General features: G+C 45.2%; 14 protein-coding genes. 12 read left to right on the forward strand and 2 right to left on the reverse strand.

Translation table 11 applies throughout. The annotated features are described in order from the left end of the window. Positions 1-390: 390 nt before the first annotated feature. From BacF7301_RS03895 to BacF7301_RS03950, 12 genes are all read left to right on the forward strand, one after another. Entirely contained in the window at positions 391-3456 is a 3066-nt protein-coding gene (locus tag BacF7301_RS03895; RefSeq protein WP_167960395.1) for a SusC/RagA family TonB-linked outer membrane protein, read from the forward strand. Between the two features lie 38 nt (positions 3457-3494). Further along, positions 3495-5120 carry a RagB/SusD family nutrient uptake outer membrane protein gene (locus BacF7301_RS03900; RefSeq protein WP_167960397.1) on the forward strand — a complete coding sequence of 542 codons (1626 nt, stop codon included), beginning with the start codon at positions 3495-3497 and terminating at the stop codon, positions 5118-5120. A 34-nt stretch (positions 5121-5154) separates the two neighbouring features. After that, positions 5155-6720, forward strand: a complete 1566-nt coding sequence (locus BacF7301_RS03905; protein WP_167960399.1) for a glycoside hydrolase family 30 protein — start codon at positions 5155-5157, stop codon at positions 6718-6720. A 25-nt stretch (positions 6721-6745) separates the two neighbouring features. Further along, on the forward strand, positions 6746-7924 hold the full coding sequence (locus BacF7301_RS03910; RefSeq protein ID WP_209319495.1) for a hypothetical protein: 1179 nt from the start codon (positions 6746-6748) through the stop codon (positions 7922-7924). Positions 7925-8069: 145 nt separating this feature from the next. Continuing rightward, positions 8070-9263, forward strand: coding sequence for a glycoside hydrolase family 130 protein (locus BacF7301_RS03915; RefSeq protein WP_167960403.1), 1194 nt, complete (start codon positions 8070-8072; stop codon positions 9261-9263). A gap of 256 nt (positions 9264-9519) precedes the next feature. After that, positions 9520-11397, forward strand: a complete 1878-nt coding sequence (locus BacF7301_RS03920; RefSeq protein ID WP_167960405.1) for a sodium:solute symporter family protein — start codon at positions 9520-9522, stop codon at positions 11395-11397. A 49-nt stretch (positions 11398-11446) separates the two neighbouring features. Beyond that, the gene (locus BacF7301_RS03925) at positions 11447-13930 is read left to right on the forward strand and encodes an outer membrane protein assembly factor BamB family protein (RefSeq protein ID WP_167960407.1); all 2484 of its coding nucleotides are present in this window, start codon (positions 11447-11449) and stop codon (positions 13928-13930) included. Positions 13931-14030: 100 nt separating this feature from the next. Further along, entirely contained in the window at positions 14031-15167 is a 1137-nt protein-coding gene (locus BacF7301_RS03930) for an N-acetyltransferase (protein WP_167960409.1), read from the forward strand. A gap of 9 nt (positions 15168-15176) precedes the next feature. Continuing rightward, positions 15177-17054 carry a DNA topoisomerase IV subunit B gene (locus tag BacF7301_RS03935; protein ID WP_167960411.1) on the forward strand — a complete coding sequence of 626 codons (1878 nt, stop codon included), beginning with the start codon at positions 15177-15179 and terminating at the stop codon, positions 17052-17054. Then, positions 17051-17506, forward strand: a complete 456-nt coding sequence (coaD, locus tag BacF7301_RS03940) for a pantetheine-phosphate adenylyltransferase (protein ID WP_167960413.1) — start codon at positions 17051-17053, stop codon at positions 17504-17506. The genes BacF7301_RS03935 and coaD overlap by 4 nt, the downstream gene beginning before the upstream one ends. A 68-nt stretch (positions 17507-17574) precedes the next feature. Further along, entirely contained in the window at positions 17575-19164 is a 1590-nt protein-coding gene (locus tag BacF7301_RS03945) for a S41 family peptidase (protein ID WP_167960415.1), read from the forward strand. 558 nt (positions 19165-19722) lie between these two features. Next, positions 19723-20376, forward strand: a complete 654-nt coding sequence (locus tag BacF7301_RS03950; protein WP_167960417.1) for an HU family DNA-binding protein — start codon at positions 19723-19725, stop codon at positions 20374-20376. Positions 20377-20528: 152 nt separating this feature from the next. Here the strand turns inward: BacF7301_RS03950 and BacF7301_RS03955 are convergent, their stop codons facing one another. Continuing rightward, positions 20529-21506, reverse strand: a complete 978-nt coding sequence (locus tag BacF7301_RS03955; protein WP_167960419.1) for a virulence RhuM family protein/type II toxin-antitoxin system death-on-curing family toxin — start codon at positions 21504-21506, stop codon at positions 20529-20531. A gap of 110 nt (positions 21507-21616) precedes the next feature. Further along, complete coding sequence (locus tag BacF7301_RS03960; RefSeq protein ID WP_167960421.1) at positions 21617-23203, reverse strand: glycoside hydrolase family 30 protein; 1587 nt, start codon at positions 23201-23203, stop codon at positions 21617-21619. Between the last annotated feature and the right edge of the window lie 22 nt (positions 23204-23225).

The raw sequence follows: 23225 nt of genomic DNA on the forward strand, positions 1-23225 counted from the left end.
CAATAGAAGTAATATTCAAACAATTGACAGCAAAATAGTATCATTTATTCGAATATAATAATACCATATTTCTTCCTTATAATACCACAATTCCTTTTCTAAAGATAATAAAAAAGACAGAAATATACAATATATTGCTTATACGAGCATAACAAGCAAAGCCTATATAGCTTATAAACAGAATATTTAGGCTTCACTTACAAGGTATGAGCTTCTAATCAACAATTAATTACACAGGAAAACGAGAAGCAAAATTGTATCAGAAGCGGCTAAAATAATATTTGCCGCACATGCCATTAACCTCTACTTTTGCATCAGACGATTATCAGTTGAAATTTCCATGGATCGATTGATAATTGAACTAGAGTTATAAATCTAATGCAATAAATTATGAGAAGAAAAATTCATTTCTTACTATTCTTATTTCTCTGCATGGCTAGTATTCCACTGGCAGCCCAAGACATTGAAGTGAAAGGAGTAGTAACAGAAGCTACAACAAATGAACCTTTACCCGGAGTCACGGTAAGAGTTAAAGGCAAAGACATCGGCACGGTAACAGACGCGGACGGCAGATACTCCGTCAAGGCAGACAAAGGGAGTACGCTGATATTCTCAACAATAGGTATGAAACAAATAGAAAGAGCCGTTACATCCGGAGCACCCATCAATGTCGCGATGGAAGAAGATAATATCGCTCTTGACCAAGTAGTAGTGATCGGTTACGGTACAGTAAAGAAAAGCCATCTCTCGGGTGCTGTAAGTTCGGTCAGCGCGAAAGAGCTTAACGGGCAAGTGGCTTCCAATGCCGCGACGGCACTACAAGGGAAGATTCCCGGAGTATCAGTGGCAAGTTCCAGTGGCGACCCTAATGGGACTATGACAGTAAACGTCCGTGGTATCAGTTCGTTATCCAACAACAATCCGCTTTATGTAATTGACGGCTCGTTTGGCGACATCGGTATGGTCGATCCTAACGACATCTCCTCTATCGAGGTGTTGAAAGATGCTGCCGCAGCAGCCATTTACGGTTCACGCGCAGCAGGTGGCGTTGTATTAATCACGACCAAAAGCGGAAGGAAAGACATGCCGACCAAATTGGATGTCAACTTCTTCACAGGTTTCAGCCAGGCTCCCAAGACACTGAAAGTTTTTAATGGGGAAGAATATAGCCGTTTCGCACGTTACTATCGTCTGGCAGGCGACGGTTACGGTTCGGAGAACGGAGCAACGCCTTTCATTGGCGAAGGCACTGACTGGCAAGATGTAATGCTACGCACTGCCATGACTTACAAAGCTAATGCCACCATCAGCGGCGGTTCAAAAAACGGTTCGTACAGTTCGTCTGTAAGTTATCTCAATAAAGAAGGTATATTACGCAATACAGACCATGAGTCTTACAATATCCGTTTGAAAAGCGATTATTCTTTCTTGAATAACCGATTGACAATAGGTGAATCTATGATTGTAAACTTAACCAAAGGAAGCGGGTATATTCATCAGGATACCATGTTCGACATCTTCCAGTTTCCGTCGGTAGTACCGGTATATGATTCTACAAATTCGGGTGGTTGGGGTACTTCCAACGATATAAACCTGCCTAACCCACTGGCTGAAATGACAGTGAATGACGAACGGACTGAAACGACCCGGATCTTCCTCAATGCTTATTTGCAAGCAGAAATCATCAAAGGATTAAAATATAAGCTGAATGTAGGTATCCGGAAAGAACATACCAAATACCGCAAATATACGGATGCGTATGATTTAGGAACCTTCGGTAAGAATGATAAGCCCGACTTGGAAGAAAAGTCATCGACTTGGGAATCGTGGGTATTGGAGAACACGTTGAATTACGACCGTACATTCAATAAGCACAATCTGTCACTTCTTGCAGGTTACTCGGCACAGAAAGACAAGAGCCACAGCCTGTATGGAAAGAACAGCGATATGCCTCAATTTATAGAAACAATGCCGGGCAATGTGGATCCTTCCAACCTGAAAGCATCCAGTAGCCTGAATGAACTGGCATTAGTATCCCTGTTCGGACGTGTAATGTACTCCTATGACGACCGTTATTTATTCTCTGCGTCTATCCGTCGCGACGGTTCGTCACGCTTCAAGAAAGGACATCAATATGGCGCATTCCCGTCCGCTTCTATCGGATGGAATATCAACCGTGAGAAGTTCTTTAAACCGTTGGAAAATGTATTCGACCAGTTAAAGTTACGTTTTAGCTACGGTAAACTCGGTAATCAGGAAATGACCAGCTATTATCCTACGCAGAGTGTCGTTTCGGACGGAATGAACTATGTATCGAACAATTCGCCGTGGTTTGGCTCCATGCCTTATGTACAGGCTATTTCACCCGCCAATCTGACGTGGGAAAATACGGAGACTTACAACATCGGTCTGGATGTCAGCCTATTGAACGGGCAATTGACTTTCACTGCGGATGCGTACATTAAAAATACGAATGATGTATTGCTTCCTATTCCTTCGACCGCCTCTACAGGTATTAGCGGGAACTCTATTCAGAATGCAGGTCAGGTACGGAATAAAGGATTTGAATTTGCGGTGAATTACCGTGGTTCCATTAAGGAAAAGTTCACTTATTATATAGGCGCCAATATCGCTGCTGATAAGAATGAAGTGACCAAGATTACATTAGGCGGTCAGAATCTGATGATTTCCGGTTATAGCGCACACGGTGCCGGTGGTCGTGGTATCAATATGTTTGCCGAAGGTCATTCTATGTCATACTTCAACTTGATTGAAACAGACGGTTTGTTCCGTTCGGCAGAAGAGATTGCCAACTACAAGAACAAGGACGGCGAACTTATCCAGCCCGGAGCACAAGTGGGTGACGTACGTTACAAAGACTGGAACGGTGACGGCAAGATTAATACAGACGACCAGCATGATGTAGGAAGTCCTTTCCCCGATTTTACTTTCGGTATCAGACTGGGTGGCGAGTGGAATAACTTCGACTTCAACCTGTTCTTCGACGGAATGGTAGGCAACAAAATCTATAACTACCCACGCTACCGCCTGGAATCAGGAAACTTCAACGGAAATATGAGCACTGTATTGGCCAACTCATGGAGACCGGACAATCAGAATACCGACATTCCACGCTTCTCCAAGACAGATGGCGCGGATAACAAGTGGGCATATAGCGACAGATGGCTGGAAGATGGTTCATATATGCGTCTGAAAACACTGGATATTGGTTATACACTACCCAAAAGCCTGACTAAGAAGGTAAAACTTGAAAATGTAAGAATATACACTTCTATGGAAAACCTGTTCACACTGACCAAATACTCGGGCTATACTCCCGACTTGGGTGAAAGTTCTGTTGCAGGCGTCAGTTACAACGTATTCTCGAGAGGTATCGACCAGGGACGTTATCCATTGCCGCGTACAATCTCATTCGGAATACAAGTTAACCTGTAATACCTTAAATTAATATTAAACATTAAATGTCTATAAACATGAAAAGAAATTGGTTATCATATATGTGCATGGCAGCTCTTCTCACCGGAACGCTGACATCGTGCAACGAATCCAGCTTTTTGAACCTGTCAGACCCGAATTATTTCACAGAAAGTAATTTCTGGAAAGATAAAGCAGATGCGGAAAGCGCTTTGGCTGCTGCCTATTCTCCCATAAAAGGGGCTATGTACGGGTACTTCGGCGCATTTGACGGCTGGTTGAATCTGAACGGCCGTGGGGATGATATCTACACTATTAAAGGAGAAGAGGTTCCGATGTGGAATATCGCAAACTTCCTGAATTCACCGTCTACCGGCAACGACCCTTACGGAGCACTTTATTCAGGCATCCAGCGTGCCAATATCGTATTACGCTATATCGACCAGATACCGGCATCGGGCATCACTGAGGAAGACCGTTCAATGATTAAAGGCGAAGCGCTCTTTCTGCGTGGCTATCAATATTTCCTGCTGGTCAACAATTACAGGGAAGTTCCTTTGCGCCTGATACCTTCCAACGAAGATGAAACGAACAAAGGCCCTGCCAGCGAAGCTACCTTATGGGCACAGGTGGAAGACGATTTGGGCAATGCCATCAAATGTAACTTACCGGTGGAACGCACTACTGCCAAAGAGCGGGTAACGAAAGGCGCTGCTATCGCAATGTTGGGTAAAGTATATGCCACTCAGCATAAATATCCGGAAGCAAAACAGTTGTTGGGAACGTTACTGACATCTCCTTATTCTTATGAATTAATCGACGACTTCGGAAAGAACTTCACGAACGAAGAAGAATTCAACAAAGAATCCGTGTACGAAATAGCATACAGTCCCGACGGAGAATATTCCTGGAGTAATGAAAGCGGTATCTGTCTGGGTTGCTACATACCACAGTTTATCGGTCCGGTAAAATCCGGTGGATGGGCAAAACTAATGCCGAACTCTTTAATCGTAGGAGAATTTACGAAGGAAACTCGTCCGGGTGACGCGGATACCAAGTTTGACAAGCGTATGTATGCCAGTCTTTTCTTCGACGCGGCCAACTATGGCGACAAAGTGCCTAATGAGAAATGGTATGGCAATAATTATTCGATGGATGACCTTTGGGAAGGCAACGAAGGTAAAATGGCAGGCGGCGCTCCCAGTTTCAATGTCAGCGGAACAGCAGGTAAATTCCTGATTAAAAAGAACGTTGCATACTATGTGGACGATAAAGCACCGGACAACATGGGCAACAAGGAAGGAAGATCGAGCAACTTACGCGTGATGCGTTTTGCAGAAGTGCTGTTGCTTTATGCTGAAGCATGTGCCAAAACGAATGATGCGGACGGCGCCAACTACGCCTTAAAACTAATCCGCAAAAGAGCGGGACTTCAGGAAAAGACTTTTGCGCAAGCTGAGTTAATGACCGAAATCGAACATCAGTGCTTATTGGAATTCTTCGCGGAAGGTCACCGTTTTGATGATCTCAAACGCTGGTATTCTGTCAGTGAAATCCAGTTGATACTCAAGGCTAATGGAAAACAAGGTGCGGAAAACTTCCAGGAAAAACACCTGTACTATCCGATACCGACTAGTGAATTAAACAATAATACTGCGATGGTGCAAACCAGCCTATGGAGATAATGCCCGGGCAAGATTAACTTAATAAAGAAACAATATGAAAAAGATATATTCATTATTATTCGTATCCTTCCTCCTATTTCTAGGATACTCCTGCGAGGACGGAAGTTTGAGTCACAGTGATGTCTACATTCCCGACCCGGTAGAAGAAACAGACGAAGACGACGGTTTCTCTGCCGAACCGACTACCGAAGCTGTCATCAAAGTACAGTTCGGAGACGGGCACGAACATCAGATTATTGATGGTTTCGGATGTGCTTTTGCCGAATGGTCACACCGTATATGGAACCATATGCAACGTGAAGATGTAGTAAACGACTTGTTTGGTGAGAACGGTTTGAAACTGAATATCTTCCGGGGCGAGGTATTTCCACACTATCAGAACCCGACTACCAATGTTATCGACTTCGGTATTAACCGCACATTCAACCTGGCTCCGAATGACCCGTCCATGATTAATGATTATTGGAGAGACTTCAACGGTTCGGGATGTGGCGAACAGGTGCAGTTGGGACAAATGTGGCTGGTGGATATTCTTCAGAGAAAATACAAAGATGTGAAGTTCATGTTCTCTACATGGAGTCCTCCCGGAACAATGAAATCCAATGGAAAACCTTCCGGCGGTAGTTTGAAAACCGGTTCGGGAGACGAATTCGCCGACTATCTGATAGACTTCATCAAGGCATACGAAGAGAAATTCGGCATTGACATTTACGCCATTTCACCATCCAACGAGCCGAACAGTAGCGGAACAGGATGGAACGGATGTAGCTGGACTTATGGTAATCTGGCCAATTTCTGCCAGGATAATCTTCGCCCGGCTTTGGACAAGGCAGGTTATCAGGATATGAAAATTATCTTCGGAGAGCATTCATGGTGGAAAGCGGGAGTCACCTTCCTCGAAAACGGTTTGAAGGCTCGCCCCGAATTAGCAAATTCAAATATCATTGCTGCCGCTCATGGATATACATTGATCGGTAACACGGAATTTGTACAATCTCCCCTCTGTGCAGAAAAGAATATTCATCTTTGGAATACGGAAACCAGTTCTACGGATACGTATGACCCATCTTGGAAAAATGCGATGCAATGGGCTACCACTTTCCACAATTACCTGGCTGTTTCCAACTTGAACGCATTTGTATGGTGGGCAGGCGCACGTCCTTGTACCAATAATGAAGCACTTATCAGACTGGAAGAAGCACTGCCCGGAACAAACTATGAAAGAGCCGCCCGCTATTACAGCTACGGACAGTTCACCAAGTTTATCCCTGAAGGCAGCCGCCGAGTGGATGTAAAAACGATTGCTCCTGAGGATGACGAGGAAGCTTTCCCTAAGGAACTGCTAATGACGGCTTACGTGAAAGACGACGGTACCTACACTATCGTATTAGTAAACAACTCTACCAGCAAGGCTTTCGAAACGAAACTGGAGATTGAAGGAAAAGAATTCCAGACGATGATTGCATATACATCAGACGAAGGTGTGAAATGGCAACGCAAGAAAATAAATCCGTCTCTTAGCGGACTGCGTGCTATCACCGTTCCTAAGTTTAGCGTTGTTACCATCACCGGTAAAATGAAAGATATTGAAGCAGAATAAATGTTCCAAATAAACAATGAATAGTATGAAAAGAAATCTATTATATTTAGCAGGATTCCTGCTTGCAGCCACTACTATTTTCACCGGCTGTAATGATGACGATCCTTCTTATCACGAGCTGGTGACGAATACACAGGAGTTGATAATCAATTTCGATGAGACACCGGAAGGAACGATTCAGATGCTCCAGGGAAATGGAAACTATAAGATAGTCAGTTCGAATGAAGAGGTGGCAACGGCCGTTGCCGAAGGAAATGCGATTAAAGTGACTGCGTTAAAAGCCGGTAGCGCTAATCTGACAATCACCGACTGGGCGAAGATGAGCACCAGTGTAAAAGTAATCGTTGACCAGTTAAGTGAATTGGTATTGGCAGTTTCTTCCACCAAGATGTATCCGAACGAGAGCAAAGCAATTCAGATACATACGGGAAACAGGGGATACAAAGTGACTGTCGATAAAGAATCAGTAGCAAAAGCCATCGTAGATGAGGAAGGAAACATCCAGGTGGAATCCCTCTCGCCGGGCGTTGCAACGGTTACAGTGACCGACAGGCTGAATAAGAGTGCGGAACTTTCCGTAAAGGTTATCAAGAAGCTTGTACTCGACAATAGTGAAGAAATCTCTTACTTAACGGTGGGCGAGCCTCTGACTCTTAAAATCCTGGACGGTAACGGTGACTATACCTGTACCAACAACGGTTCTGCCACGTATCTGAAATGTACAATAGCAGAAAACGGGACAGAAGCCGTTATCGAAGGGCTCAGAAGATACCGTTTCAACAAAACGATTACTATTAGTGATCAGGAAGGCGAATCAATCAGCATCAATGTGCTTTATATAGATAGCCCTTATCTGCAAGATCCGTCTTATCGCTATCTAATTAAAGGTTCCAGCTCTTATCAGAGCATGTCAACTTCGAGCGTAGGCACCATTACTCACTCGAAAGAGTTCAATATGTCCGAACTGGTTATAAAAAGCACAGGGACTTATGCCAGCGGTTTTGCGGTTCAGTTCACTGGAGATTTGGAAGAAGGCGACAAGAGTGCTCCTGTGCTGTATAAGGTGACAAGAAATGCAATCGACAAGAGTGTAGAGTATCCGATAGAAGACTGCCGCATTGATAAAGCTGAAGATGGCTGGTATTGGGTTAGCTTCATGGAAGCCGGCTGCACAGTCCGTTCCTATTTTATAACCAAAGAATAATTTATAAACCTGACACATGGATTTTGAAAGTACCCCCATACTTTTGAAATGAACAACATAAAAAGAGACTGTCCGCGCAACACAGTACGTTCCTTATTTCTGTCTGTATTGTAGCCAGTCTCTTTTTATAAATTCTTGAATAGATATGAATAGATATGATAACAGATTACGTATTCTTACCGAAGAATTCGAATCGCTCATCTCACGTGAAAATGAAAAGATACTGCCTGGAAACGGAATCTTTGAACGTTACAAATATCCCATATTGACAGCCGCCCACACTCCGTTGGAATGGAGATACGACTTTAACCCCGAAACGAATCCTTTCTTTATGGAACGCTTCGGAATCAATGCCGTATTCAATGCAGGAGCTATCAAATTCAATGGAAAGTACCTTGTCATGGGACGAGTGGAAGGATATGACCGCAAATCATTCTTTGCCATTGCCGAAAGTCCGAATGGGATAGATAACTTCCGTTTTTGGGAATATCCGGTTCAACTGCCGGATTTGTATCCTGAAGAGACGAACGTGTATGATATGCGTCTGACAGCCCATGAAGACGGTTGGATTTACGGTATCTTTTGCAGCGAAAGCCTTGCTCCGGATGCTGCGCCCGGCGACTTGTCTTCTGCCGTAGCCAAAGCAGGTATCATACGCACCAAAGACTTGAAGAACTGGGAGCGGCTGCCGAATCTGATTTCCAAAAGCCAACAGCGTAATGTCGTTTTGCATCCGGAATTTGTAAACGGTAAATATGCCTTGTACACCCGTCCGCAAGATAATTTCATCAACGCCGGCAACGGCGGCGGCATCGGTTGGGCACTGATAGATGATATCACCCATGCGGAAGTGAAAGAGGAAACCATTATCAACCACCGCCATTATCATACCATAAAAGAGGTGAAGAACGGCGAAGGCCCTCATCCTATCAAAACCCCCAAAGGATGGCTACATCTGGCTCACGGAGTTCGTGCCTGCGCAGCCGGTCTCCGTTATGTTCTGTATCTATACATGACCTCACTGGAAGACCCGACAAAAATCATTGCCGAACCGGGCGGTTTCTTGCTCGCCCCTATGGGAGAGGAAAGAATCGGAGATGTATCCAATGTACTCTTCTCGAATGGTTGGATTGCCGACGAAGACGGAACAGTATATATCTATTACGCTTCTTCCGACACCCGAATGCACGTGGCAACTTCGACAATCGACAGACTGACGGATTATTGTCTCCACACACCGGCGGACGGATTCCGTTCCGCTGCTTCTGTGGAAAGCATTTGCCAACTAATAGATGCTAACAAAGTAGTTACGGCAGAAACAGAACAGGTTTATCTTTAGAACAAAAAGTTTCGGATATATCCGAAACTTTTGTATTTTTGCTAAAAACTTTAGGATATGAACGAAAGAATCAACATTCTAAGAAAGTATAATCTTTGAGGAGAAGAATCTAAGAAATGAATTAATATCATAAGGAATAAGAAGCATTTATTGTTTAGTATCAGAATGTGCTAAAATAATACTTGTTTGCCCAACTCTTTCCCCCTACCTTTGCCGCAAAGAACATAGAACATATAAATCGAATCAAAACAATAGTATGAAATTACACACTGCCGACCTTCTTATCATATGCGCTTATCTTATCGCAATGATTGTCATCGGACTTATCCTAAAAAAACGGGCTGCCCAAAATATGGATTCCTATTTCTTAGGGGGGAAATCATTACCTTTCTATATGTTGGGATTATCCAACGCTTCCGGAATGTTCGATATTACGGGCACAATGCTAATGGTATATTGGGCATTCGCCTATGGCTTCAAAAGTCTTTGGATTCCCTGGCTATGGCCGGTATTCAATCAGATATTCCTCATGGTTTACTTATCCGTGTGGTTGCGTCGTTCGAACGTACTCACCGGTGCCGAATGGATTAAAACCCGTTTCGGAAAAGGGAAAGGCTCAACACTTTCGCATACGATTGTTATCGTATTCGCATTACTCAGCGTACTCGGTTTTTTAAGTTATGGATTCATAGGTATTGGTAAATTTATGGAGATATTCATTCCCTGGGAAGTGGTATCTCCATTTATTCCTTTCAATGTTCCTGCAGAATATGTACCTCATGTATATGGTATTTTCTTTACCACAATCGCCACTTTCTATGTGATGCTCGGCGGAATGTTGAGTATCGTATGGACGGATGTCGTCCAATTCCTGATAATGACCGTGGCGGGTATCGTCATCGTTGTCATCGGCATGCAGATGGTAGCACCGGATATGATTCATTCATTTGTTCCTGCCGGCTGGGATTCGCCTTTCTTCGGGTGGACGCTCGATATTGACTGGAGCAGCCGGATGAATCTCCTCACCGAGCGAATGGCTAACGAGCCTTACAGCCTGATAAGCATTTTCGTCATGATGGCTTTATTGAAAGGTATCTTTATGAGCATGGCAGGTCCTGCACCCAACTATGACATGCAGAAGATTCTGTCCTGCAAATCTCCGAAAGAAGCGGCTATGATGAGCGGCTCCGTATCTGTCGTATTGTTAATCCCCCGCTACCTGATGATTATGGGATTTGCGTTGCTGGCTATCTACTTCTTCAAAGAGGATGGCGGAATGGCACAAATGGAAGTTACACGGACGGACTTTGAGACGATTCTTCCTCATTTGATTACCCGTTATGTACCTGCCGGATTAGCCGGATTATTATTGGCAGGGCTATTGGCAGCATTCATGTCTACCTTCGCCTCTACGGTGAATGCAGCTCCCGCATATATCGTGAATGACATTTATCTGAAATATATCAATCCGAAAGCAAGCGTAAAAACACAAATTCGCAGCAGTTATGTCATTTCCGTTGCCGTAGTAGTAATCAGCACTGTTATCGGATTCTTCCTGAAAGATATCAATGAAATCTTCCAATGGATTGTAGGTGCGCTCTTCGGCGGATATATCGCTGCCAACGTATTGAAATGGCACTGGTGGCGCTTCAACGGCGAAGGCTATTTCTGGGGAATGACTGCCGGAGTACTGGCGGCAATCGTTATGAAATTCACTGTTCCCGATGCATGGGTATTGTATTTCTTCCCCGTTCTGTTCGGCGTTTCCCTGATAGGATGTATCGTAGGAACTTACAGCGCACCCCCGACTGATGAAGAGACACTTATCAACTTCTACACCCGTGTACGCCCATGGGGTTGGTGGAAGCCGGTTGAAGAAAAAGCATTGGCTCGTTACCCCCATATCCAGCCGAACAGAAACTTCAAAAGAGACGCTTTCAACGTAGCAATCGGTATCGTTTGGCAATGTACGCTCACTATCATTCCGATGTATCTCGTTGTCCGTGAACAACTGGGACTGTGGAGTTCTATCGCCTTGCTTTTAGTCACCACACTCATACTAAGAAAGACATGGTACAAGCCTTTGTGCAAAGAAGAAGCACGCTACAATGAAGAAATGAAACAACTGAAATAAGAAGAAAAGGAATAATTAGCTTAACACACTAAAAACCGGAGAACTGACCATGAAAAGATTATCTGTCATACTAATCTCATTTTTACTATATCTGCCACTAAGCGCTCAATTCAAAGGAACAGTCTATATCGACACCGACCAATCGGGCATATTTAATAAAGGCGACAAGCCGCTGGCGGGAGTTATGGTAACAGACGGATTGAACGTAGTAAAGACAGATAAGAAAGGTCGGTTCTCTTTACCCGGATTCGAAAAGACACGGTTCATCACTATTACAACCCCTGCCGGATATGAAACAGAGCAGTTTTATCTATCCGCTAAGGAAAATAGAAAAAGCTATGATTTCGTACTGACAGAGAGCGAACGGACTAAATCAAAAGAACACTCTTTCGTTCAAATCACCGATACCGAAGTGACCGGTGGAATGGGGCGTTGGGTGACAGACCTTCAACAATATATAAAGAACGAGAAACCTGCATTCCTAATTCATACCGGAGACATCTGTTACGAACCGGGACTCACAATGCACAATCAAGTAGTCAATGCGCAAACAATGGACTGCCCCGTTTATTATTGCATCGGCAATCACGACCTGGTGAAAGGCAAGTATGGCGAAGAGCTTTACGAGTCTCTCTACGGCCCGACATGGTATTCATTCGACGTTGGCAATATCCATTATGTAGTCACCCCCATCGACCACGGCGACAACCCGACTGACTATACCCTGAAAGACGTGTATAACTGGTTGAAAAATGACCTTGCGCTGATGAAAGAAGGACAAGCACTGATTCTTTTCAATCATGACCTATTCACCGCAAGCGACACTTTTGTATTCAAAGCCGACAATGAACATATGCTCGACCTGCGTGCTTTCAATACAAAAGCACAGATATACGGGCATATGCACTACAATTATGTACGTAATCAGAATGGGATTTATACTATCTGCACCGGAACACTGGATAAAGGTGGTATTGACCACTCCCCTTCTTCTTTCCGTGATATTAAGGTAGATGCGGATGATAATATCAGTACTGAATTGAGATACGCTTTCATCGAACCGCAAATTGCCATCGTCTCTCCGATGGATAGTCAGATTACCACCTCTTCTGTTGCTGCTTCTACTGGCGAAAAACAGCTTCCTGTTTCCGTCAACACATATCATTCGCAGGCAAAAACATCACACGTTTCTTATATCCTAAGCGACGCGGAGAATAAACAGGAAATAGCCAAAGGCAACCTTACCTCTCTCACCGACTGGAACTGGAATGGAAACATTCAAATACCGGCGAATGAAAACGGGAAAAGACTGCATCTTACAGTAACTTCATTCTTCAACGACGGAAAGAAAGCGACTGCTACCAGCCAATTCACTTATCAAAAAGATTTCAAGCTGTCCACTATTCCGGGCAAAGACTGGAATACCCTGCTTCAAAACGCTGCCCACTCCGGCGGAGTCAATGACTCTCAGGTTAAACTCCCTCTGCAATTGCAATGGACAGCCAACACAGGCAGCAATATTTTTATGACTTCCCCCATTATCGCCGGACAAAAAGTATTCATCGCCACCACTGATGACAATGTATCACTGAACACATTCATCTGCGCATTCGACTTCAACTCCGGCAAACTATTGTGGAAATTCCCTACTGCAAATTCAGTAAAGAACACAATAGCCTATGAAAATGGAATTGTAATAGCCCAGGATGCCGCTTGCAATCTCTATGCCTTAGACGCAGACTCAGGGAAATTATTTTGGAAACAATACATCAATCTGGACAGTTACCCCTATCTGACTGAAGGAGTAACCGTAGATAAAGGCATAGCCTATGCCGGAATCGGCGCCGGACTATCCGCCTATGATTTAAAAACAGGACAGACAATATGGACTAACAAAGACTGGAAACAACGGGAAGGCGCTACTACCACCCTGACCGTTGCCGGAAATGTATTAGTCAGCGGGACACAATGGGGCGGATTATACGGCAATGACATCCGCACCGGAAAACAGCTTTGGAAACTCTCCGACAACGGGCTCGGCAACCGGGGAGCATCTCCGGTCTATAAAGACGGAAAACTATGGATTATCTCTTCCAAGAGCTTCTTCACCATAGAGCCGCAAACCGGAAAAGTACTTCAACAAAAAGAACTCTCTGCCAATCTGGACGTTACATCCACCCCACTCGTCACCGAACAGGAAGTAATCTTCGGTACTGCCGACCGTGGAGTCTTCGCACTGGACAAATCCACACTTTTCAGCAAATGGAAAGCAGAGACATCACCTTCACTCGTCTACACCGCCCCTTACTCCAGCACCCCGCAAGCCGGAGTGGAAACAAGCCCCGTAGCGTCACAAGGAGTTGTCTACATCGGAGCTTCCGACGGTTATCTGTACGCTATCGACCAGGCAACGGGAATCATAAAAGAGAAATATAATCTCGGAGCACCCGTATTCTCCACCGTAGCCGTATCCGGTAACCGGATGATTGTTTGCGACTTTGCAGGAAACGTGTATTGCTTCTCATCGAAGTAGACCCGCCCTTCAATTCATCTCATACAGTTTTTGCCACCCTCAGCGTTGTAATTTGAAGATTATCACGTATCTTTGTTCCCTCAAATCATAAATACGAGATATGGCTATTACAATCAAGAAAGTCACCACAAAGAGTGAGCTAAAGAAATTTATCCGTTTCAATTACAGGATGTATAAGGACAATCCTTATTCCGTGCCCGACCTCTATGACGATATGCTCAATACGTTCAACAAAAAGAAAAACGCGGCATTCGAGTTCTGTGAAGCAGATTATTTCCTGGCATACCGGGACGATAAAATCGTAGGGCGCGTAGCCGCTATCGTCAACAACCGTGCCAATGAGAAATGGGACTGCAAGAACGTCCGTTTCGGATGGATAGATTTCATTGACGACCCCGAAGTCTCTGCCGCCCTCATCAAGACAGTAGAAGACTGGGGAAAAGAACGGGGCATGACGCACATTGCCGGCCCTCTCGGATTTACCGATTTCGATGCAGAAGGAATGCTGGTTGAAGGATTCGACCAACTCAGCACGATGGCTACCATCTACAACCACCCCTACTATCCGGTACATATGGAGAAACTCGGCTTCGAGAAAGACGCCGACTGGGTGGAATACCAAATCTACATTCCCGATGCCATCCCCGACAAGCACAAGCGCATCTCCGAACTGATTCAACGGAAATATAATCTCAAGATAAAAAAATACACTTCCGGAAGGAAAATAGCCAAAGACTACGGACAGAAGATTTTCGAGCTGATGAACGAAGCATACAGCCCGCTCTACGGCTACTCCCCACTGACACAACGGCAAATCGACCAGTACGTGAAAATGTACCTGCCTATTCTCGACTTGCGCATGGTGACCCTTATCACCGACGCCAACGACGAACTGGTCTGCGTGGGCATCTCCATGCCTTCACTTGCCGAAGCCCTGCAAAAGTCGCACGGACGCCTGCTACCCCTCGGATGGTTCTACCTGCTGAAAGCATTATTCATGAAACGCCGTGCCAAAATGCTTGATTTACTACTTGTTGCAGTGAAGCCGGAATACCAGAACAAAGGTGTTAACGCTTTGTTATTTTCCGATTTAATTCCGGTTTATCAAAAATTAGGTTTTATATTTGCAGAGAGCAATCCCGAACTGGAACTGAACGGAAAAGTCCAGGCTCAGTGGGATTACTTTGAGACTAAGCAACATAAGCGCCGCCGTGCGTTCATCAAAGAGATAAAATAAAAAACAGCTATGGAAGAGAACGAATTGATACCTGTAGACAACAACAATGCAGTAGAGTACACTGACGACAACATCCGCCACCTGAGCGACATGGAACATGTGCGCACACGTCCCGGCATGTATATCGGCAGGCTGGGCGACGGCGCACACGCCGAAGACGGAATCTATGTCCTCCTGAAAGAAGTAATCGACAACAGTATTGACGAGTTCAAAATGCAAGCCGGTAAGAAAATCGAGATTACCGTTGAAGAAAACCTTCGTGTCAGTGTCCGCGACTACGGACGGGGCATCCCGCAAGGAAAGCTGATTGAAGCCGTCAGCATGCTGAATACAGGTGGTAAGTACGACAGCAAGGCATTCAAGAAGAGTGTCGGACTGAACGGTGTCGGTGTGAAAGCCGTCAACGCACTGAGCTCCCGTTTCGAGGTACGCAGTTACCGCGACGGCAAAGTACGTACCGCCACTTTCTCCAAAGGAAACCTGCTGACTGACAATACGCAAGATACCGAAGAGGAAAACGGAACTTACATCTTCTTCGAACCGGACAACACTTTATTCCTGAATTATTGTTTCAAGCCCGAATTTATCGAGACTATGCTACGTAACTACACGTACCTCAACACAGGGCTTGCCATTATCTATAACGGTCACCGCATCCTGTCGCGCAACGGTCTGGTCGACCTTCTGAACGACAACATGACCGCTACCGGACTTTATCCGATTATCCACCTGAAAGGGGAAGACATCGAGATTGCCTTCACCCATACCGGACAATACGGAGAAGAATATTACTCCTTCGTCAACGGTCAGCACACCACGCAGGGCGGTACGCATCAAAGTGCTTTCAAGGAACACATTGCCCGTACTATCAAGGAATTCTTCAACAAGAACATGGATTATACCGATATCCGTAACGGACTGGTTGCCGCCATTGCCGTCAACGTGGAAGAACCTATCTTCGAGAGCCAGACCAAGACCAAACTGGGTTCTACCAATATGGTTCCCGGCGGCGTGACGGTCAACAAATACGTGGGCGACTTCATCAAACAGGAAGTGGACAACTTCCTGCACAAGCATGCGGACGTAGCCGAAGCAATCCAGCAAAAGATACAGGAATCGGAAAAGGAACGCAAAGCCATCGCTGGCGTGACGAAACTCGCCCGTGAACGTGCCAAGAAAGCGAACTTGCACAACCGCAAACTGCGCGACTGCCGCGTCCACCTCAACGACCCGAAGGGAAAAGGACTGGAAGAGGACTCCTGCATCTTTATCACCGAGGGAGATTCTGCAAGCGGTTCCATCACCAAAAGCCGTGATGTCAACACACAAGCGGTATTCAGCCTTCGCGGTAAACCGCTGAACTCTTTCGGGCTGACAAAGAAAGTAGTCTACGAAAACGAAGAGTTCAACCTGCTCCAGGCAGCCTTGAATATAGAAGACGGCATAGAAGGGCTGCGCTACAACAAGGTCATCGTAGCAACCGATGCCGATGTGGACGGCATGCATATCCGCCTGCTGCTGATTACTTTCTTCCTGCAATTCTTCCCCGACCTCATCAAGAAGGGGCATGTATATATCCTGCAAACTCCCTTGTTCCGTGTACGCAATAAGAAAAAAACAATCTATTGCTACAGCGATGAAGAGCGTGTCAACGCCATCAACGAATTAAGCCCGAACCCCGAAATCACCCGATTCAAGGGACTGGGAGAAATCTCGCCGGACGAGTTTAAACATTTCATCGGCAAGGACATGCGCCTGGAACAAGTTTCATTGCGCAAAACGGACGCAGTAAAAGAACTTCTTGAATTCTACATGGGCAAGAATACCATGGAACGACAGAACTTTATTATAGACAACTTGGTTATAGAAGAAGACTTGGCATCATGAGAAGAGCAATATTCCCGGGTACTTTCGACCCCTTCACCATCGGACATTATTCGGTAGTGGAACGTGCACTTACCTTTATGGACGAGATTGTGATAGGAATCGGTATCAACGAGAACAAGAATACATATTTCCCCATCGAGAAAAGGGAAGAAATGATTCGGGAACTTTATAAAGACGAACCTCGCATCACAGTACAGTCTTACGACTCCCTGACAATTGATTTCGCACAGGAAGTAGGAGCACGGTTCATCGTCCGCGGCATCCGTACCGTGAAAGACTTCGAGTACGAAGAGACTATTGCGGATATCAACCGTAAACTGGCGGGCATCGAAACCATCCTGCTCTTCACTGAGCCTGAACTGACTTGCGTCAGCTCTACGATTGTACGCGAGTTATTGACCTATAATAAAGATATCAGCCAGTTTATCCCTAAAGGAATGAGGATAAGTTGAGAGTTGAGAATGGAGAGTTGAGAAGGATACAGGCGTATCCGGACTCGGCTTTAATATAAAGTAAGATTATGAGTAAGATTAAGATATACGTCCTTTTGGCTTGCCTGTGGACAGTATCAGCCGTACAGGCTCAGAATTTCGGTTCGGCTGCCATGCGCAAGCTACAAATGGCAGAATTTGCAATCTCCAACTTCTATGTAGACAAAGTAGATGAGGACAAGCTGGTAGAAGAAGCTATCATCAAGATGCTGGCACAACTCGACCCGCACTCCACCTACTCGGACGCAGAGGAAGTGAAGAAGATGAACGAACCTCTCCAAGGCAACTTCGAAGGTATCGGGGTACAGTTCCAAATGATTGAGGACACCTTGCTTGTGGTACAACCTGTCAGCAACGGCCCTTCCGAGAAAGTCGGCATCCTTGCCGGCGACCGCATTATCGCCGTCAACGACAGTGCCATTGCCGGAGTGAAGATGAGTACGGAAGATATAATGAAACGTCTTCGTGGCCCGAAAGGCTCCAAAGTCAATCTGAAAATTGTCCGCCGTGGCGTGCAAGACCCATTGGTTTTCACCGTAAAAAGAGACAAGATACCTATCCTCAGCCTCGATGCCTCTTACATGATTCAGCCCAAGACAGGCTATATCCGTATCAACCGCTTCGGAGCGACAACCGCCGAAGAGTTCAAGAAAGCAATGAAGGAACTCCAGAAACAAGGAATGAAGGATATGATTCTCGACTTGCAAGGAAACGGAGGAGGTTACCTGAATGCAGCCATCGACCTCGCCAACGAATTCCTGGGACAAAAAGAACTAATCGTCTACACCGAAGGACGGACTGCCAAGCGCAGCGACTTCTATGCCAAAGGCAACGGGGACTTCCGTAACGGCCGTCTCATCGTATTGGTCGACGAATATACAGCTTCCGCCAGCGAAATCGTCAGCGGAGCAGTACAGGATTGGGACAGAGGGATTATCGTCGGCCGCCGTTCTTTCGGCAAAGGGCTGGTTCAACGTCCTATCGACCTTCCCGACGGTTCCATGATTCGCCTGACTATCGCCCGTTATTATACCCCTGCCGGTCGCTGTATCCAGAAACCTTACGACAGTTCGACAGATTACAACAAGGACTTGATAGAACGCTTCAACCACGGTGAACTGATGAATGCCGACAGTATCCACTTCCCCGATTCGTTGAAAGTACAGACCAAGAAGCTTGGACGCACCGTTTACGGCGGTGGCGGCATCATGCCGGATTATTTCGTGCCTATTGATACAACCCTTTATACGGATTACCACCGCAATCTGGTAGCCAAAGGCGTCGTTATCAAATTCACCATGAAGTTTATCGAAGGACACCGGAAGGAATTAGCCAACAAGTACAAGAAGTTCGAATCATTCAATGAGAAGTTTATCATAGATGATGAGATGATGGCTACTTTACGGGAAATGGGTGAAAAGGCAGGCGTTAAGTTCAATGAGGAACAGTATCAGAAATCGCTGCCGCTCATCAAGACGCAACTCAAAGCCTTGATTGCCCGTGACCTCTGGGATATGAACGAATATTTCCGGGTGATGAATACGACGAATGAAAGTGTTCAAAAGGCATTGGAGATATTGAATTCGGACGAGTATCAGAAGAAGTTGAAAGCAAATTAGTTCCGATATTCATCCACTCTCTATATATTAAAACTCACATTTCTCTTTCACCTATCACCATCGGCAATCAAACTCCTTATTCATCGAGGTTTCCGACGGTGATAGGTTGTTTTTTAACCTATCACCTCATCTATCACCTATCACCGCTAAGGTACGCTTTCCTTTCCTACACCGTATCTGTCAATCGGGACAAGGCTAATAAATTCCTCAAACATGTAGGAATACTTTGTTTTTCTCCCTTATATAGTTTATCTTTGTTACTGATATAGCTCATCTACCATAGCCGTGACGATTTCCTACCACGGCCATGACGAGAAGCTACCACAGCCATGGCAAGTACTTACCACGGCCGTGACAGACTAATGATAAAGGCACCGGAACAGAACTATCCCTACGTCTTAATCAAAGAATAAAGGCAGGACAACTTATATAAAGCCGCTTGATAACAAACAAACAACAGCTATATAACACAATCCCCTCTAACTAATATCCAACGATAACTAATTTGTTTTGCAACAACAAAACACAATGTATTTACGATAAACTAAATAGAGAACAATGGCAATACAATTTGAATTGTACAAGACTCCTCATCCCAAGGACGAGGAAAACAAAGAGACTTATCACGCACGCGTAGTCAACTTCCAGCATATCGACACGGACTATCTGGCAAAGGAAATCCAGATAGCCACCTCGCTGACCGAAGGAGACGTAAAATCTGTCCTCGATTCCCTTAGCCACTTTATGGGTGACCGGCTTCGAGAGGGAGAAAGCGTCCATCTGGACGGCATCGGTTATTTTCAGATAAAACTGAACAGTAAAGAACCTATCACTTCGCCCAAACTGAAAGCCAATCAAATTAAGCTCAAAGCCAACATCAACTTCAAGGCAGATGCCAAACTGAAAAGGTCAGTCAGCGTCGTACACCTGGAACGAAGCAAACTGAAACCCCATTCGGCTTCCCGCTCGAACGAAGAAATAGACAAGCTGCTGGCTAACTATTTCAGCAATAACCCGGTATTAACCCGCTCCGACTTCCAAAGGCTCTGCGGCTTTACTCCCACCACTGCCGCACGGCACATCAAACGGCTGAAAGAGGAAAAGAAGTTGAAGAATATCAATACTTATTATAATCCGATTTACATGCCGATGCCGGGATATTATGGCAAGGCGGAGATAAAAGAGGATGAAGCAAATACTATACAGCGATAAAGTAAAGAGTATGAAAAAAGTGTCCAGGAAGGTATTACCGATCATTTTGCTGACGTCAGCAAAATGGTATTCCTGATAATAGATGAGAGACACTTTGCAGCGAGGTGTCTCTCATTATCTACATCTATACCACCAATTAATAAGATCTAAATTCAATTATTCTTATTAATCAAATTGATTACTACCTTCACCATCACGTCCTTTTCTTCCGTCCGGCTTTCGGCAATCATCAACGTAAGTGCTACTAGCGTATTGTTGCCGATTAACTTCGAACCGTCGGATTTATATAATATACCGTTCTTCTCCAGAAACCAAAGAAACAAGAAAGCGGCAATACGCTTGTTACCGTCACTAAACGAGTGATTCTTCACGACAAGGTAGAAAAGCATCGCTGCTTTCTCTTCAACGCTCGGATAAAGTTCTTCTCCACCGAATGTCTGATAAATGGTATTGATAGAACTTTTGAATGACTGGTCCTTTTCATTTCCAAACAAATCACTGCTTCCGAACTTTTCCTGCAAAAGGTGAATGGCTTCCATAGCTTCTTCATAGGTGGCACGAAATTCCCAGGTAGGAGTGGTGGAGTCCACTTCCAATTGTTGATAGTCATATTTATCGAGCGTATCCAGACCGTAAGTGTAATCGGTAATCACACGCAATAGTCCATTGGCCTCATCCAACGTCAATTGTTTATGTTCGATAACGTTAGAAAGAAGGTGCACGGTGTTCTTCAAATCTTCCAGTTGAGCAGCTTTGACCTGCTGATTAATGGCGTAACCTTTAATCAGATAATCCTTTAACACTTTGTTCGCCCAGATACGGAATTGAGTGCCACGTTGCGACTTTACACGATAGCCGACGGAGATGATTACATCCAGATTGAAATACTCTACTTGGTATATCTTTCCATCAGAAGCAGTTGTTGCATTTTTTGCAACAACTGAACTTCTGTCCAACTCACCTTCTCTAAACACATTACTTATGTGCCTTGATATCACCGATTTGTCACGGTCAAAAAGTTCTGTTATCTGACTCAATGTCAGCCACACCGTCTCATTCTCCAACTTCACATCAATGGTAGTTTTCCCATCCTTTGTCTGATAAATGACAATATTCCCTCTATTGTCCATGAAATGCCTCCTTTTTTATGCATTGTGTCCGTCCATTACCTTCGTAGTAATGGACGGACACACAAATGTACAGCTTTCAAAAAGAAATAAAAAGATAAAGCCGTTTTTAATTATTTGCCTTGAAGCGTTATAATAGAACGCGCCGGAATCTGAACAATCTTTCCACTTTTCACTGTCCCTACCGGAAACAAGTCTTCTCCTGCTTTATCTGAAGTACGATAAATCTGCCACTGTGCATTTCCTACTTTTTCTTCATCAATAGAAAACTCTTTTTCTTCATTGGCATAATTAATAACTACCATCACATACGTTCCGTCTACGTTCTTATAAGCAGAACACATCAATCCTTGCTGGTCGGTATCACCATCGGGAATCAAAGCACCTGTCTTATCGAAAGCCGAGACGGATAGCCGTACAGCTCCCGGACGGATAAAGCGACTATAATTTCCCAAAGCCCACATGAGTTTGGAGTCTTCTACCTTGCCATCGAGGAAGTTGTCGCCCGTTGTGTATTCACGAATCAATCCGTCTTTGTAGTCACCACCGATGGCACGCCACCATTGCCAACTCTTTGCTCCGGCATATACGATGTCATGATGGATGATACGGGCTACATAGAGCGCAGTCTTCATCGTATGGTCATAGCCGTTTCCACCACCGATTTCTTCGTCATTACCCATGATGCAAGTCTCCGTTTGCCAGAAGTCAACATCATGTCTGTTTAGTGTGTCACGCAATTGACAACGGATATTACGCAATTCGCTTAACGGAGTTGTTGTCCAATAGCTATGCCCGAGCATCAGACGGGGAACATTCGGAGTATCTCCCAAATACGTATCCACACTATCCGGGCAGAAGAAAGCCTGAATCTGATACCCTCGTTGCCAATCCGTTTCGTGAGTGCGGAACATACAACGGTAGTCGGAAGACTCATTGACAAGAATCTGTGTATCCATATTCCTGTTTACAAACTCCTTACTCAACAGACGGACGGTATGGGCTACTTCCCTGTTTGTTGCCGGGCAGCCTTCCTGTTTCGGGCCTACCCAGTTCCAATGCCCGTCCGGTTCGTTGAAAGGACAGATATAGTTGAACTTGATACCGTCATGTTTTTCTACTCCCTGCACTACGTCTACCAGAAAACGGGCGTACTTTTCGTAACAGTCCGGCTTCAAGTTAGCCGTGCCGCCACGACCGGTATTGGTAGCCAGCCCGTTCTGCGTATAATACACAGGGGGAGAGTTCAGGAAAGCAAGGAATTTATCCACTCCCCGTTCCTTTGCCAGTTTCAGGAAGTTACGCTGTCCCCGTTGCTTGTTCCAGTCATATGTCCCGTCGGCGTTGAGGAAACATTCGGCACGCATCCAGGGAGAAGCAATCTGACTGGCTTCGCCCTGTTCCGTACTGCCTGCCCCGACGTTGAAACGCCAGAGGGAGAGACCGATACCTTTCGGCTGTCCGTTCGCGTCGTTTTCGGTGCTGAACAGCCAGTCGGCAATCTGGTTTTGTTTTTCCTGCGGCCAAAGTCCGATAAACTGCATACTCCATGCATCGGAAGCGCTGAAGTATGCCATCGTCTGGCAGGGTTTGTCCGTTTCTATCTGATAACTTATACCGGGGGCAGGCTGGGAACATCCGCCTGCCATACCTGCGATTGAGAAGAAGCCTAAAGCGGCTAAGAGCGTTTTACCTTTCATGATAGTTCAGTTGTAACGTAGC

Source organism: Bacteroides faecium (assembly GCF_012113595.1).
GTDB classification, from domain to species: Bacteria; Bacteroidota; Bacteroidia; order Bacteroidales; family Bacteroidaceae; genus Bacteroides; species Bacteroides faecium.